We start from the raw sequence: 15,095 nt of genomic DNA, 5'->3' as shown, positions 1-15,095 counted from the left end.
GGACGGATCGTGATGGCCGAAAGGATGAGGGGGCGCTAGCGCGGAGGGGCGGAGCATGGAAGGGCGGGGTTGCGCAAACGCTCAGCGCGCAAAGCCGCGTCAGGCACCAGCACGGCGCACCCGGCCGCGTCGCGCAAAGCCACTGCGTACAGAGGCGCGTCATGCAAAGGCACGGCAAATAGCGGAAAGGAGGAGCAAAGCGGGGTGGTGGTGGCCCGCGGGTCCGGCAGAGTGCTACGGGTGGGGCGGGGCGCCGAGTGCCGTACGCAGGCCGGGGTGTGGGGCGTCGGGCGGAAGGGTGCGGCGGGGACAGCGAGGAGGGGAGAGCCAGGGTCGGGGAGCCGGGCGCGGAGAACCAGGGGAGCGGAGAACCACAGGGGAGGGGAGAGTCAGGACTGCCAGCGGCAGCGCAGGGCCGCGGTGGCGAAACCGGGGCCGAAGGCGATGGTGTAGCCGCGTGAGCCGTCGGCGGGCGGGTCGGCGTGGGTGCGCTCGAGGACACGCAGGACGCTGACGCCGCCGATGTTGCCCTCGTGGGCGAGGGTGTCCGTGGAGTGCCGCGTGGCGTGCTCGTCGAGGCCGAGTGCCGCCGCCGTGTCGGCGATGATGCGCGGGCTGCCGGGGTGGATGACGGCGAACCCGGGGCGGTCCGTGCCGACCCAGTCCGTGAGCTGGGGCAGGACGTCGTCGGCCGCGGACAGCGCTTTCTTGGTGGACACGAAATGGATGCCCGCGTGGTCGATGCGGCCCGCCTGGCGGTCGACGCTGTGCGGCAGGATGTACTCGAAGCTGTCCTCGATGACGAGGCCGGGGCCGAGGGGCTCGTCGGTGACGATCGTCGCTGCTGCCGCGTCGCCGAACAGGGCCTTGTAGATCATCGACTCGATGGTGTCGTCGGCGTTGTGGTAGATGCCGGACAGGACTTCCCCGGCCACCACAAGGACCTTGCTGCCGGGCCGCGCGGCCACCAGGTCGGCGGCGCGGATCAGCGCCTGGGCGCCACCGGGGCAGGCCACGGTCGTCAGGGCCACGCGGCGCACCGTGGGGCGCAGGGAGAGCCGGTCGATCAGGTTGATGTCCAGGTTCGGGATGGCCCAGCTCGTCGTGTGCGTGGTCACGATGGCATCGATGTCGAGCGCCGTGAGCCCGGCCTCGTCCAGGGCCGCCTTGGCTGCCTTCTCGGCCATGGCGAGGGCGTCCTCGAAGGCCGTGGTGGTGCGTTCCTCGATCCCGGCGGAGCCCGCGACGGTGGGGGAGCCGAGGGGCCGGGTGAAGTAACGGGTCCGGACCCCGCAGTTGCCGATCACGCGGAGGAACGCGCCCAGCCGTGGGTGGTCCGGATGGTGGTTCCGGATGTCTTCGGCTATCTCCGCGGTGGTGACCTGGTGATCACCCAGGACGGTCAGCGGTCTGAGTACATGAGCTGGCATGAAGGGGCTCCCACGAGGCGCGATCCGATGTGGGGATCTGGGGCCAAAGTACTGCACCACATCGAACACGCGTCCTGCCGGGCTACTCCCTCTGGGCCGACGGAGGGGTCGGGCCGGCTCCTGGATCAGGGGGAGCGGAGCATGGGCGCGCGCGGGTGGGAGCGCTGGGTCCCGGGGTGGAACACCAGGATCATCAGCCGAGCACCGGGGGCCGTCAAGGGCTGGGCGGCGCACATCGTGACCCAGCCGGGGCCCAGCTCGGCGTGCATGAGGGGGCGCTCGTCGCCGTCGGGGTGGGGGAAGGGGCGTCCGGCGCTGTAGTAAGGGGCGGTCTCGGGGTCGGCCATGACCTCCTTCTCGATCTGGCGGAGTGTTTCGTCCTCGGGCCGGGAGGCGAGGGCGCCGCGGAGCTGCGGCAGCACCATCGGGGCCCAGGCGGTGCGCCAGTCGAGGAGGTGCGCGCGGCCCACCGGGTCGAGGACCATCCAGCGCATCACGTTCGCGGGGACCTGGCTGTCCGGGAACATCCGGGTGAAGGCCTCGTTGTAGGCGAGCATGTCCCAGGAGGCGTCCGTGACGTACGCCATGTGCCGCACCCCGTCCACGGCCTCCTGCCAGACGCCGGGAATCTCCTTGCCCGACGACAGATGCAGCGGCCCGGGAGGATCCTGCAACAGGGCATAACGGCACAGAGACATCCATTCCTGCTCGTTCAGCCCGAACAGGCGGGCCACATCGCGCAGGAGAGAGGCCGGGGGGTTCGGGTAATTGCCCGACTCCAGACGGTGATAGGTGCCGAGCGTGCGGTGGAGGAGCTGGTCCACCTGGTGCTGGGACAGCCCGGGAGCCCGGCGGCCCTGGCCCGTCGAACGGATGAACCCGTGCGATTCGGGGGCGATGAGGGCGCGTCGTTCGCGGAGCAGAGCGCGTAGCGCCGTCTTGTTCATGGTGGGTAATCCCTCTTCGTGCACGCCGAGTTGAGCATCAGCAGTCTAAATATTCGCAACTTCTTTGGGCATAAACATTGCCTGAAGAAAACGATCAGTCGATGCGGCATCATGGAGTACGCGAGACCACCGACCTGCAGGTTTGATCGTCGGTGGGCTCGTGGGCACAACTCAGGGGCGTCCTGTTCGAGTGGCGTGAAATTGGCTGAAATTCCTCGGCGTTGGACACCCCCTAGGCCTACGGGGTCGCAGTCGGGTAGTGCGTGGGACCGGTTGTTCGTATTCCGATCTGTGTGGTCGGAAACTGAGCAGTGTGTACTCGCGTGGCAGTTACCGCCCGGTTCGGTTCCTGGGTTCACTGGCTGCGGCCGGTGCCGTCACTCGCCATTACGTAGCGGCCACGGTACCGGCCGCCCGTGTTGTTACGGGCGGCGCGAGTGCCCGAACGTGCTTCACGAGGCCCCGGTCGGCTGCTGAGCCGGAAGTTCCGTCTCCCTTCGCGCGTCCACTTGCCGTTCCGCGTCAGCGAGGATTTCCGTCACCCGCAGTCCGAAACGTACGTCGCACGCATGCCGCTCCCCGCCGCCCGCCGCACGCACCAGTGCGTCGACCGCTGACCGAAACGCATCGGTCGAGTCGCCCCAGCCGCTCTCGCCCCACCCCGGCGGCACGGCCGTCCCGCCCTCGCCGCGGAACTCCAGGACCAGGCCCTCGGCCGCCCGCGGCGCCCGCAGCGTGAGCGTCGCCGTGCTCGAAGCGCCGCCCGCGTGCCGCAGGATCAGATGCACGGTGTCCGCGGGCCCCGGCGCCGCCGTCACCGACGTGACCTCGCCGAGCACCGCCGTGAGCACAGCAAGCGCATGCGGTCCGACGTCCCACAGGCCGCCCTTGGTGGCCCGCCACGGCGAGTCGAAGGCGCCGCTGCCGTCCGCCGCGAAGAACGAGCTGTACCAGTCGGCGCGTGCCGTGAACCACGGCCCCTCCTCGGCCCGGCTCGCCAGCCACTCCGCCATGGGCGGGGCGAAGCGGAGCGTGAAGAAGACCACAGACGCCACCCCGGCCCGCTCCACCGCGTCGGCGAGGCCGCGCGCCACCGCCGGCGAGGTGGCCACCGGTTTGTCCAGCAGCAGATGACAGCCTGCCGCCGCGGCCCGCTCGGCCAGCGGCGCCTGGACGTCCGGCGGTACCGCGAAGGCGACCGCGTCGCTCGCGGCGAACAGTTCGTCCACGTCCTCGTACGCGGTGGTGGCGTGCGCGGACGCCAGCTCGGCCGCCGCTTTCGGACGGCGGCCCCATATTCCCGACAGCGTGGCACCGGGGTGCCCGGCGAGTACCGGCGCGTGCGTCTGCGTCGCCCAGGGACCCGTGCCGATCAAGCCCACTCGAAGTCTCTCCATGCGCGCAGTATGGCGGAGCCCGCTGTGGTGGCAGTACGGGTGCGACCGGGACGCGGGGCGGGGTGCGGCTGATACCGGCGAGGCCTTCTGACGCGTCCGGCGAGAAGAGAGGAACCCAGCACGGCGCCGAAGGTCTGGACCTTTTCTTCGTATGCCCCCCTCTCGCGTGTCCGCACCGTTCCCTCTCGCGCGTTCGCGCGGTTCCTGGGTGCGTGTTCGCGTGTATCCGGTGAAGAAGGCGTGGAACGGCTCATACCGTTCGCCGGGCCGTGCCTCCATTCTCGACGTACCGTCAACTCTCCGTCTCTGAATGGCAATTCGTGGCCAAGGGTGGGTGCGGGGTGAATTCGCATTCACTTCTGGCTGATTGCCGCTGTCCGAAAGGGGGAGGGCAACCTGTCCTGACTGTCCGGGAGTTCCCGACATCCGGCATTCCGGCGGGTGCGCGCCGGTCGATGTGCCCCGGGGGGTATGGGCGGCGTTATGGCGCGGCCACCGGTCCCGACCGTGATCGGCGTCTCCATGTCCCGTCCGCCCGATTCGAGGTCCTCGCGGCGCTCGGCGCCATACGCTCGGATCGGTTGCCCAAAAAGGCAGCCAGCGACGGAAAGTGACACCATGACCAGCTCGACCTCACACCCGGCGCCGTGCGCGCCGAGCCCCGCGCGCCGCGACGCCGAGGCGACGAAGGCCGCGATCGTGCGTGCCGCCCGCCATCTGCTCGCCCGGCACGCGCACACCGACATCACGCTCAAGGCGGTGGCCGAACGCGCCGGGGTGAGCCCGCCGTTGGTCCTGAAGTACTTCGGCAGCAAGGACGCGCTGTTCGCCGGGATCATGTCCTTCGAGGCCGACGCGGAGGAGGTGCTCGACGCGCCCGTGGAGAGCCTCGGCCGCCATATGGTCCACCACCTCCTGACCAGCCAGGCCGAGCGGGGCGCCGACCCCATCCTGCGCATCGTGTACGCACCGCTGCACCGTGAGCACGGCTACGTCCTGCGCGCCAACTTCCGCACGCAGGTGGTGCGCAGGCTCGGCGACCGCCTGACGGGCCCCGACGCGGGGCTGCGCGCCGAGCTGGCCGTCGGGATGCTGCTCGGGCTCGGCGTGATGTACGGCATCGCGCGCGGACCGCACCTGCGGGCGACGGCGATAGCCGACATCACCGACCGCTACGCCCCCGCCGTGCAGGCCTGCTTGACCCCCGAGTGATCCCGGCCGGGGCCCCGGCGGCGCGGCCCGGCCCCGCCCCGGTGCACCACCACGACCGCGGCGAGCCCGACGGCGAGGCCCAGAGCCGTCTGGACGCCGAACGGCTCCCCGAACATCGCCGCGCCCCACAGCGCCGTCACCGGCGCCATCAGGAACATCAGCGTGTTGACGCGGGTGACGCCGCCCCGGCGCAGGATCAGCCAGTACAGGCCGTACCCGCCGAACGTCGAAAGGACCACGAGCCAGCCGATCGCCGCCCAGAACGACGTCTCGGCGACGGGCGCCGCGGAGCCCAGGGCGAGGGCGAGCACCGTGAAGATGACGGCGCTGGTCACGCAGTGCACGGTCATCGCGGCCGAGGGTGCGACGGGGGTGCGCGTGCGGCGGTCCAGGAAGGTCGCCGCGACCAGCGACAGCATGCCGAGGAACGGCACCAGGTAGGCCCACCAGGGCGCGCCGGTGCCCGCCGCCGCGTCGCCGGCCGTGACGATCACCACGCCGGTCAGGCCGAGCGCGAGGCCGAGCCACTGGGTGCGGGACACGTACTGGCCGAGCAGCGGTCCGGCGAGCGCGCCCGCGACCAGCGGCTGGGTCCCGTCGATCAGCGCCGTCGTACCGCTGGAGACGCCGAGCTGGATCGCGTAGTACACGGTCAGGAGATAGCCGCTCTGGGACAGGGCGCCCACGACCGCCTGGCGTCCCAGGTCGCGGGCCGTGAGGCCGCGCCAGGACGCCCTGGCCACGGTCGCGGCGAGCAGCGCGAGGACCGCGGCCAGCGGCAGGAACCGCCACATCAGGACGGTCACCGCGTCCGCGCTGCCCGCGCCGAGCTTGGCGCCGATGAAGCCGGAGCTCCAGGTCAGCACGAATCCGAGGGAGAGCAGGACGTTCACGGTGTGCCTCCTGTGGCCGAGCGAAGTAGACCGATCTGTTTACTGCATAGGGGTGAGTATACAGATCGGTCTACTATGGGGGCGGGGTCGATGTGGTGAGGTGGGTGCATGAGTGAGCACGGGAAGCGCGGACCGGACGCGGCGCGGGCGCCGGAAGCCCCCGGGCAGGGGCCGCGCCGCGTTCCCCTGACGCCCGGCGCCCGCAAGGTCCTCGAGGCGGCCGGGCGGCTGTTCTACGAGCGCGGCATCCACGCCGTCGGCGTCGACCTGATCGCGGCCGAGGCCGGCGTGACGAAGAAGACGCTGTACGACCGGTTCGGCTCCAAGGACCAGATCGTCGTCGAGTACCTGGCGGACCGCGACGAGCGCTGGCGGGCCTTCCTCGCCGGATATCTGGAGCGCTCCCGCTCGCCCCGCGCCCGCGCCCTGGCCGTCTTCGACGCCTCCCGCGACTGGGCGGAGCGCAGCCTGCCCCGGGGCTGCAGCATGATCAACGCCCACGCGGAGATCACCGACCCCGCGCACCCCGCGTACGCGGTGATCACCGGTCAGAAGGCGTGGATGCTCGGGCTCTTCACCGACCTGGCCCGGCCGCTCGCGCCGCGCCGGGCGACATCGCTGGGCAGGTCCCTGATGCTGCTGCACGAGGGTGGGCTCGTCGCGTACGGCATGGGGATCTTCCCCGACGCGATCGAGCACGCCCGCCGGGACGCCCAGGTGCTGCTGCGGGCGGCCGCTCCGGCGGACTGACGGCGGCCCGGCGATGGACCGTCCCCGCCGTGCGGTGATGCTCCCGTATTTGCACATGTGTTGAGCAAGTCTTTACTCATGGCCGGAAGGTGTTGTTCCGTGCGGCCTCGCTGCGGGCCTCGGCGCGATACGGCCCGGTCGGGCTTCCTGACGGTTCCTTGACCCGGGCTTCCTCGCGGCCGGAATTCCCGGGTCGGTGCGGGTTCGTCGGGTCGGGGAGGCGTTGACCGTGGGCGAGGGAGGGCGGAGTCTGGAGAGATAGCTGCCTATTACATCTAGTTCGGCCGTTCAGGGTGTACGACCGGGAAGGCAGCCGGACGGCAGGAGGAAACCCCATGTGTGGCATCACCGGCTGGATCTCATTCGACCGCGAACTGCGGGAGCACGCGCGGACCCTGGACGCCATGACGGAGACGATGGCATGCCGCGGCCCGGACGACCGCGGGACCTGGGCCGAGGGCCCCGCGGCGCTGGGGCACCGGCGGCTCGCCGTCATCGACCTGCCGGGCGGGCGGCAGCCCATGACCGCGACGACGCCCGAGGGGACCGTCGCCCTGGTGTACTCCGGCGAGACGTACAACTTCACCGAGCTGCGCGCCGAACTGGCCGGGCACGGGCACGAGTTCCGCACCGACTCCGACACCGAGGTCGTCCTGCGCGGCTACCTCCAGTGGGGCGAGGGTGTCGCCGAGCGGCTGAACGGGATGTACGCGTTCGCCGTGTGGGACGGCCGCAGGCAGCGCCTCGTCATGGTCCGCGACCGGATGGGCGTCAAGCCGTTCTACTTCCACCCGACGCCCGACGGCGTCCTGTTCGGCTCCGAGCCCAAGGCGATCCTCGCCAACCCGCTGGCGCGCCCCCGCGTCGGCGTGGACGGACTGCGCGAGGTCTTCGCCTTCGTGAAGACCCCGGGGCATGCCGTGTGGGACGGCATGCGCGAGGTCGAGCCCGGCACGGTCGTCACCGTCGACCGCGAGGGGCGCCGCAGTCGCGTCTACTGGCGTCTGGAGACCCGCCCGCACCCGCACGGCCGCGACGAGACCGTCGCCGCGGTGCGCTCGCTGCTCGACGACATCGTGCGCCGCCAGCTCGTCTCCGACGTGCCGCGCTGCGTGCTGCTCTCCGGCGGCCTCGACTCCTCCGCCATGTCGGCCCTCGCCGCGGGACAGCTCGCGGGCTCGGGGGAGACCCTGCGGAGCTTCTCCGTCGACTTCGCGGGCCTGACCGAGAACTTCGTGGCGGACGAGCTGCGCGGCACGCCGGACGCCCCGTACGCCCATGACGTGGCGCGCCTCGCGGGCACCGACCACCGCGACATCGTCCTGGACGCGCAGGCGCTCGCCGACCCCGAGGTGCGCGCGAAGATGCTGACGGCCCGTGACATGCCGGTCGGCTTCGGGGACATGGACGCCTCGCTGTATCTGCTCTTCCAGGCGATCCGTGAGCACTCGACGGTCGCCCTGTCCGGCGAGTCGGCGGACGAGGTGTTCGGCGGCTACTTCCAGTTCTTCGACGAGGGGGCGCGGCGGGGCGGCACCTTCCCCTGGCTGGTGCGGCACGCGGAGACCCTCGGCGACGAGACGGGTGTGCTGCGCCAGGACGTCCTGGACGCGCTCGACCTGCGGACGTACGTCGGCGACAGCTACGCCGCGGCGGCCGGTGCCGTGCAGCGCCTGGACGGGGAGAGCGACTTCGAGTACCGCATGCGCACCATCAGCCACCTCTATCTGACCCGGTTCGTGCGCACGCTGCTGGACCGCAAGGACCGCGCGAGCATGGCCGTGGGCCTCGAGGTGCGGGTGCCGTTCTGCGACCACCGGCTCGTGGAGTACGTCTACAACGCGCCCTGGGCGCTGAAGTCCTTCGACGGCCGGGAGAAGTCGCTGCTGCGGGAGGCCGCCAGGGACAGCCTGCCGCGCTCCGTCTACGACCGGGTCAAGAGCCCCTATCCGTCGACGCAGGACCCCAAGTACGCCTTCGCGCTCCAGGAGCACGCCAAGGATCTGCTCGCGAGGCCCGGGCACCCCGTCTTCGGCCTCGTCGACCGCGAGGTCCTGCACGGCCTCGCGCACCGCGACACCCCGCAGGTGCGGCCTGCCTCGCGGCGGGGTCTGGAGCGGGCGCTCGATCTCGCGCTGTGGTTCGACCTGTACCGGCCCGAGGTGTCGCTGGGCTGAGGCCCGCCGCCGGTCGGCGATGTCGTGGCCGAGGACGGCCCGGGGCCTGTGGTTTCAGGGGCCGGAGCAGTTGCGGACCGTCGGCTGCTGGGGCGGGACCCGGGTGGGGTCGGCGGTCGCGAGGGTGTCGAGGAACCGCTGCAGCGCGGGCGCGCCGCGGGCGTCGAGGCCGCGGCGCACCGGGGGCACGACCACGGTGCGCCGGGCGCCGCCGGAGCCGCAGGTGTCGGGGTCCTGTCCGGCGTGGACGGCCGCCGCTCGGCGTATGAACTCCGCGGGCGTGATCCCGAGGCGGTCGGCGTGCCGGAGCACGGCGGCGTACTCGTCGGGCGGGAACAGGACCTGCACAGTCTTTGGACCGTCCATGGACGCATGATGCCGTCCGAACCGGCCGTCCGCGGTGCGGTTGGCATATTCGCCCTCGAAGGGGTGGCGGGACCTCGAAGCGGTGGCGGAGTCGGCTCCGAGGTGACTGCTGTCGCTGAGGGGGTCGCGGGTACGGCGAGAGCCCCGGCCGGACGGGGGAATCGCGGTCGGGGCTCTCATCTAGTTCAACGGTGAAATAGGGGTGGGCGTTCCCGTGGGTCGGGTCGGTTATGTGTGATCCGCGTTACATGGCCGGGTTTCGGCGGCCCAGTGGTGCGGGGGACCGGGCCGCGGTGCCGTCGTTCGGCTCCGGGCGGCTGCCGCCGCGGCCCCAAGCGATAGCTTGGGGGCCGTGACGCTCGACGACCTCCGTGTCTTCCTCGCCGTCTGCCGCGCCGGCAGTCTCAGCGCCGTGGCGCGCGACCTCTCCTGTACGCAGTCGGCGGTGAGCCAGCACGTCAAACGCCTGGAGAAGGAGCTGGCCGTCAGCCTCCTCGAACGGCACGCGCGCGGTGTCGTGCCGACGTCGGCCGGACGCATCCTGCACGCCGCCGCTGCCGACGGCCTCGGCGGCATCGACGTCGCCCTGCGCCGCCTGCGCGACCTGGCGCGCGGGGAGAGCGGCGCGGTGCGCGTCACCACCGGCGCGACGACCGTACGGCACTTCATGGCCAAGGCCGTCGTCGGATTCCGGCAGCGCTTCCCGCAGGTCACGCTGGAGTTCCAGACGGCGAGTTCGAGCCGGGCCTGCTTCGACGCGCTGGCCGCCGACGACCTGGACCTCGCCTGGGTCACCATCGACACCCCCGTGCGCGGCATCGAGCAGCGGCCCGTCGCCGAGCTGCCCTGGGTGCTCGCGGTGCAGTCCGGCGACCCGCTCGCGGCCAAGCCGCACGCCGACCTCGCCGACCTCGCGGCCGCCCGGCTCATCAGGCCCCCGCGGGCCGCCACCTCCCGGGCCCGCCTCGACGCCGCCCTGGCCGACCTCGACCTCGGGCCCGACGGGCACACGAGCGTCGCCGACTGGGACACCGCGCTGCTGCTCACCGAACTCGGCGTCGGCCAGGCGCTCGTGCCCGACCTGCCGGGCTGGCGCGCCCAGGGTCCGCCCGGGCTGCGCCTGCTTCCGGTGCCCGGTCTGCCGCCGTTGTCCGTCGGCTGGGCGGTGCGCCGCTGGGACGCCCTCAGCCCGCTGGCCCGCGCGTTCGCCGACACGGTTTCGGGCGGGGCGCCTTGATCGGTGGGCTCGGGCCCGTCCGGGGCGGGGGGAATGTGCGCTCGGCGCGCGAAGAGCCGCAGGCGCGTCTGCTCGGTGCTCGGCGGGGGCGTCTGCGGGGCTGCTGTGGCTGGTCGCGCAGCTCCCCGCGCCCCTTATGGGGCTGGGTGTGGCTGAGCGTGCAGTCCCCGCGCCCCTTATCGGGCTTGCTCGTCCGTTGACGGGGCTTCGGGGGTGGTGTGCGGGGGATGCGGGGGAGGGGAGAGTCGGGCCGCCCGCATCTGGAGGTAGCGGGCCTCCGGGCGGCTGAGTGTGCGCTGGGCTGCCAACTGGTAGGCGGTGCGGGCGGCTTCGGGGTCGCCTGCGCGTTCAAGCAGGTGGCCGCGTACCGCTTCGAGGCGGTGGTGTCCCGCCAAGCGCTCCTCCAGCGCTGCCAGTTCGTCGAGCCCGGCGCGCGGGCCGCGCACCATGGCTACCGCGACGGCGCGTCCCAGCTCGGCCATCGGCTCCGGTGTGCGGCGCACCAGGATGTCGTACAGGGCGAGGATCTGCGGCCAGTCGGTGTCCTCGGCGCGTGCCGCCTCGTCGTGGAGCGCGGCGATGGCCGCCTGCAACTGGTAGGCGCCCGCGGGACCTTGACCCAGCGCCTGCTCCACCAGGGCGGTGCCTTCGGTGATCGCCTCGCCGTCCCAGCGGGTGCGGTCCTGCTCGTCCAGCGGGATCAGCTCGCCGTGCGGACCCGTACGGGCGGCGCTGCGCGCGTCGGTGAGCAGCATCAGCGCCAACAGGCCCGTCACCGCGCCCTCCTCGGGCAGCAGCCTGCGCACCGCGCGGGTCAGCCGGATCGCCTCGCGGGCCAGGTCGGCGCGGTGCAGGGCGGCGCCCGACGTCGCCGTGTAGCCCTCGTTGAAGATCAGGTACAGGACTTGCAGGACGACGGTCAGCCGCCGGTCGCGGTCCGCCGGGCCGGGCTGCGTGAACGGTGCGCCCCGTATCCGCTGCTTGGCGCGGCTGATGCGCTGGGCCATCGTCGCCTCGGGCACCAGGTGTGCGCGGGCGATCTCGGCCGTCGTGAGACCGCCGACGGCCCGCAGCGTCAGGGCGATCTGCGCGGCGGGCGTCAGCGAAGGGTCGCAGCACAGGAACAGCAGGGTGAGTGTGTCGTCGTCCGACGGGGCGCGGCTCTCGCCGGGCGCGGGCGCGGTGAACGCGTCGCGCGGAGTCATCGCGGCGGCGTTCTCCTCGCGCCGCCGCCGGGCCGCGTCGCTGCGCAACTGGTCCGTCAGACGCCGCGACGCCACCCTGATCAGCCAGCCGCGCGGATTGTCCGGCACACCCTGCCCGGGCCATTCGCGGGCGGCGGCGAGCAGGGACTCCTGTACGGCGTCCTCGGCCTCGTCGAAGTGGCCGTACCGCCGCACCAGCGCGCCGAGGACCTGCGGCGCGTGCAGGCGCAGCAGGTCCTCGACGTCAGCGGTCGCGCTCATCGCCGACCGCGGTCCTCGCGGGGGTGGGCGCTTCGATCGGTGCGGCGATCGGCACTCCGGCTCCTTGCGGTGACCGGCACTCCGGTCCCTGCGGTGATCAGCACCCCGAGCCGCCGTCGCCGCCCTCCTGGATGGGACGGATCACCACCGGCGGGGTCGGGGCGCCCGCGGGCACCGGGCACTCGTTGATGCGCTTGGCGATCTCCGTGACCCGCTCCAGGCTCTCGCACTCCAGGACCCAGTAGCCCGCGAGGACCTCCTTGGTCTCGCTGTACGGCCCGTCCGTGATCACCGGGCGGCCGTTGTCGTCGAGGCCGACGAGGCGGGTCTGCGCGGGATCGGTGAGGCCCTGGCCGTCGATCAACTCGCCGGACTCGGACAGATCGTTGTTGAGGTTCCCCATGAAGGCGAACATCGCCTGGAGTTCCTTCTCACTCCACGCCGGGCTGTGCTCCGAGGCCTTGCCGCTCATGGCGTCGTAGTCGGCCTGGGCCCCCTGCACCATCACCAGATACTTCATGACCGCCACTCCTTGGCTGTGTCGTCGCCCCTCATGGGCAACTCTCACAGGGGACGTCGGAGCGGGCGACTCGATCTCGACAACTCCGGCGAAGTTTTTTCCGCGGGATGTGGAGCGGGGCCTTCCAGGGGCCTTCGAGGCGCTTTCGAGAGGCTTCGGAGGGGCTTCGGAGGGGCTTCGGGGGGCCTTCGGAGGCGGGGGTTCCGCGTCCGCCCGCGCACGGGGTCGCTCGACTGGGCCAATCCGCGGGGCGGGGCGCGGGGGGCGCGGCGAGAGTGGGGCCATGCGTGCCTTGCGGGCCCTGGGGAAGACGGTGGCGGGGCGGCTGCCCCGTGGCGGGCGCTGGATGCTCGCGTGCCTGCCGGGGCTGCTGGCCGTGACCGCCCTCGTGCTGTGCGTGGCCGGGGTGGAGGACGCGGTCGGCGGTGGCGGGCGGCACACCGAGGCCAGGGCCGTGGTGCACCGGGCGGCCAGGCCCGCCATCGTGCCGCGCGAGCGGTGGCTCGGCGACACCCGGCCCACCACGCCGCCGGCGCACTACAGCGGGCCCGTCGTCGTGGTCTTCGTCCACCACACCGACTCGCCCAACGGGTACGACTGCTCCGACGCGCCGCGCATCATCCGCGCCCTCGCGGAGGGCCAGACCAGCGCCCGGCTGTTCGACGACATCGGCTACAACTTCCTCGTCGACCGCTGCGGCACGATCTACGAGGGACGTGGAGGCGGCGTCGACCGGCCCGTCGTCGGCGCCCACACACAAGGGTTCAACCACCGGACGGCGGGCGTCGCCGCGATCGGCACGTTCACGGCGGGCAGCCAGGTCCCGGCGCCGATGGCGGAGGCGATCGCCGCGCTCGCCGCGTGGAAGCTCGGCCTCGCCGAGACCGACCCGCGGCAGACGGCCCGCCTGGTCTCCAGCAACAGCCTCAGCCGCGTCCCGGCGGGCGGCCACGCCGCCTTCCACGCGGTGGCCGGGCACACCGACGGCTACACCACGGACTGCCCGGGCGCCGCGCTGCGGGCCGAGCTGCCCGCGATCAGGGAACGGGCGGCGGTGCTCCAGGGGCGGACGTCGGCGCGGACGACGGTGGCGCGGGGGCACTGACCGGGTCGGCCTCTGCCTCGGCCGGTCCCTGATCACCGATGGGGCGCCGCGTTGGCTCTGGTCAGCGGGCGGTGGCGTACACGATGAGGTTGTCCACGGGGTGGCCCTGCGCGTCGAAGGCGCCGTCGCAGGTGATCAGGCGCAGGGCGCGGGAGTCGGTCTCGCCGTAGACCCTGTCGGTCGGGAAGGCCTTCTTGTCGACGGTCTCGGTGCGGGTCACCTTGAAGTGCGTCGTCCTGCCGCGGGCGTCGCGGACCGCGATGTCCGCGCCCGTGCGCACCTTCTTGAGGTCGTGGAAGACGGCCTCGCCGAAGCGTGTGTCGTTGTGGCCGATGATGACGGCCGCGCCGCGCCGCCCCGGCACGGCCCCGCCGGTGTACCAGCCCGCGGTCATCCCCTTGTCCGGCGGCGGGACCTCGACCGTACGGTCCGCGTTCAGGCCGAGCCGCATCAGGGAACTGCTGACGCCGATCGACGGCACCGCGACATGCACGGGCGCCGCGGCCCCCACGGGCGTGCCGCGCTCGGCCGTCCGCCCGGAGCCACCCGCGGAACCCTCCTCGGTACGGGAGTCGTCCGACCGCACCGTGTACGTGGACGAGGACTCGGCCCGCGCACCGCCCCCGGACGAACAGCCGCTCACGGCGGTGCACACGAGGGCGAGGCCGCCCGCGACGGACACGAGGGTGCCGTACGGGCGCCGAGCGGACGTACGGGACGACCCGTCGTGCGAACGAGACGTCCGGTGCTGCGCGAGGAACATGAGGGCTCCGTGTGAACGGTGGCGCCGCCCCGGGACTTGTGAAGGGGGACCGGGGCGGCACCGCCGAGATGTGGGTCGGGCCCGACGGGGGTGCTGGCCGTCGGCCCGAGGGAGGGGCGGGAGGGCTGGACGAGGGCGGGAGTCGGCCGGCCTGACGGCGTGCCTCGGGCCAACGGCGGGTGCCGGGCCGGGCGGCGCGCGTCAGGTCGGCCGGACGGTGCGGCGTCAGCCCTGCCGGCGCACCGTGGTGCGGCGGCGCAGGACCATGGTGCCGGCGCCCGCGAGCAGCGTGAGGCCCGCCGCCGAACCGATCAGCGTGGCCGTGCTGTCGCTGCCGGACTCCGGACGCTCGCCCGCCGCGACACCGCCCCTGGGCGGCTGCCCGGCCCGCTTCCGCGCCTCGTCGCTGACGGGCTTCGGCGTCGTCTTGGGGGCCTCCTCCCGTACGACGGGCTTGTCACCGGCGGCCACTCCGCCGCGCGGAAGTGCCCCCGGCGCCTTCTGCTTCGCGTCCTCGGCGGCGGCCCGCTTCTTCGCCACGTCCTCCGGGGCGGGCTTGCTGACGGTCGGCTTCGGCTTGGGCGGCGTGTCGCTCGCGAAGGCCGTGGCCGACGGAGCGGCGAGCACACCGCCCGCCACGGCGGTGGCGAAGACGGCGGCACGCAGGGACGTGCTGCGCTGGGGACGACGGGCACGGTGGGACATAGGGGCTCCATTCCAGCTCTGACTCGGAAGGGCCCGGCACCGTTGGTCAAGCGGCGCCGGGCCTGTCGCACAGGCTGGCGTGAAGTTATGAGGAAGCTGTCAGGTTCCTGTTGGGGTCCGATCAGGG

The 15,095-nt window shown here is 72.6% G+C and carries 14 protein-coding genes; 5 read left to right on the top strand and 9 right to left on the bottom strand.

Annotated elements, in window-relative coordinates; all coding sequences use genetic code 11:
- Positions 1-389: 389 nt before the first annotated feature.
- The 3 genes from ACZ6AA_RS11095 to ACZ6AA_RS11085 all read right to left on the bottom strand — a co-directional run bounded on the left by ACZ6AA_RS11095 (position 390) and on the right by ACZ6AA_RS11085 (position 3,774).
- On the bottom strand, positions 390-1,430 hold the full coding sequence (locus ACZ6AA_RS11095; RefSeq protein WP_468459366.1) for a PhlD: 1,041 nt from the start codon (positions 1,428-1,430) through the stop codon (positions 390-392).
- Positions 1,431-1,555: 125 nt separating this feature from the next.
- Entirely contained in the window at positions 1,556-2,377 is an 822-nt protein-coding gene (locus tag ACZ6AA_RS11090) for an MmyB family transcriptional regulator (protein WP_468459364.1), read from the bottom strand.
- Positions 2,378-2,829: 452 nt separating this feature from the next.
- Positions 2,830-3,774 carry a Gfo/Idh/MocA family protein gene (locus ACZ6AA_RS11085; RefSeq protein WP_471457488.1) on the bottom strand — a complete coding sequence of 315 codons (945 nt, stop codon included), beginning with the start codon at positions 3,772-3,774 and terminating at the stop codon, positions 2,830-2,832.
- Between the two features lie 618 nt (positions 3,775-4,392).
- On the opposite strand from ACZ6AA_RS11085, the gene ACZ6AA_RS11080 reads away from it, so the two are divergent.
- Positions 4,393-4,986: a TetR/AcrR family transcriptional regulator gene (locus ACZ6AA_RS11080; protein ID WP_468459360.1), complete on the top strand. Its 594-nt coding sequence runs from the start codon at positions 4,393-4,395 to the stop codon at positions 4,984-4,986.
- On the opposite strand, the gene ACZ6AA_RS11075 is transcribed toward ACZ6AA_RS11080, so the two are convergent.
- Complete coding sequence (locus tag ACZ6AA_RS11075) at positions 4,947-5,879, bottom strand: DMT family transporter (protein WP_468482275.1); 933 nt, start codon at positions 5,877-5,879, stop codon at positions 4,947-4,949. The genes ACZ6AA_RS11080 and ACZ6AA_RS11075 overlap by 40 nt on opposite strands.
- 108 nt (positions 5,880-5,987) lie before the next feature.
- On the opposite strand from ACZ6AA_RS11075, the gene ACZ6AA_RS11070 reads away from it, so the two are divergent.
- Together ACZ6AA_RS11070 and asnB are read left to right on the top strand one after the other, a co-directional pair.
- Entirely contained in the window at positions 5,988-6,629 is a 642-nt protein-coding gene (locus tag ACZ6AA_RS11070) for a TetR/AcrR family transcriptional regulator (protein WP_471457485.1), read from the top strand.
- Between the two features lie 335 nt (positions 6,630-6,964).
- Positions 6,965-8,806, top strand: a complete 1,842-nt coding sequence (gene asnB, locus ACZ6AA_RS11065; RefSeq protein WP_471457483.1) for an asparagine synthase (glutamine-hydrolyzing) — start codon at positions 6,965-6,967, stop codon at positions 8,804-8,806.
- 54 nt (positions 8,807-8,860) lie between these two features.
- Here asnB and ACZ6AA_RS11060 read toward each other — a convergent pair whose 3' ends face one another.
- Positions 8,861-9,172 carry a ribbon-helix-helix domain-containing protein gene (locus ACZ6AA_RS11060; RefSeq protein WP_468459353.1) on the bottom strand — a complete coding sequence of 104 codons (312 nt, stop codon included), beginning with the start codon at positions 9,170-9,172 and terminating at the stop codon, positions 8,861-8,863.
- A 352-nt stretch (positions 9,173-9,524) separates the two neighbouring features.
- Here ACZ6AA_RS11060 and ACZ6AA_RS11055 point away from each other — a divergent pair, with 352 nt between their 5' ends.
- Positions 9,525-10,409: a LysR family transcriptional regulator gene (locus tag ACZ6AA_RS11055; RefSeq protein WP_468459351.1), complete on the top strand. Its 885-nt coding sequence runs from the start codon at positions 9,525-9,527 to the stop codon at positions 10,407-10,409.
- A gap of 176 nt (positions 10,410-10,585) precedes the next feature.
- On the opposite strand, the gene ACZ6AA_RS11050 is transcribed toward ACZ6AA_RS11055, so the two are convergent.
- Positions 10,586-11,875 (bottom strand): RNA polymerase sigma factor, encoded by a 1,290-nt coding sequence (locus ACZ6AA_RS11050; RefSeq protein WP_471457480.1) that lies wholly within the window; start codon positions 11,873-11,875, stop codon positions 10,586-10,588.
- Between the two features lie 97 nt (positions 11,876-11,972).
- Positions 11,973-12,395: a YciI family protein gene (locus ACZ6AA_RS11045; RefSeq protein ID WP_468459347.1), complete on the bottom strand. Its 423-nt coding sequence runs from the start codon at positions 12,393-12,395 to the stop codon at positions 11,973-11,975.
- Positions 12,396-12,687: 292 nt separating this feature from the next.
- Between ACZ6AA_RS11045 and ACZ6AA_RS11040 the strand changes: the two genes are divergently transcribed.
- Positions 12,688-13,500, top strand: coding sequence for a peptidoglycan recognition protein family protein (locus ACZ6AA_RS11040; RefSeq protein WP_471457870.1), 813 nt, complete (start codon positions 12,688-12,690; stop codon positions 13,498-13,500).
- Positions 13,501-13,561: 61 nt separating this feature from the next.
- Here ACZ6AA_RS11040 and ACZ6AA_RS11035 read toward each other — a convergent pair whose 3' ends face one another.
- On the bottom strand, positions 13,562-14,263 hold the full coding sequence (locus tag ACZ6AA_RS11035; RefSeq protein WP_471457478.1) for a class F sortase: 702 nt from the start codon (positions 14,261-14,263) through the stop codon (positions 13,562-13,564).
- Positions 14,264-14,488: 225 nt separating this feature from the next.
- Positions 14,489-14,968 carry a hypothetical protein gene (locus ACZ6AA_RS11030; RefSeq protein WP_468459341.1) on the bottom strand — a complete coding sequence of 160 codons (480 nt, stop codon included), beginning with the start codon at positions 14,966-14,968 and terminating at the stop codon, positions 14,489-14,491.
- Positions 14,969-15,095: the final 127 nt, after the last annotated feature.

The sequence above is a fragment of the Streptomyces sp. NPDC040610 genome (assembly GCF_055594065.1).
The sequence above is the reverse complement of the archived record's forward strand: the minus strand, read 5'-3'. Positions and strand labels throughout refer to the sequence as shown.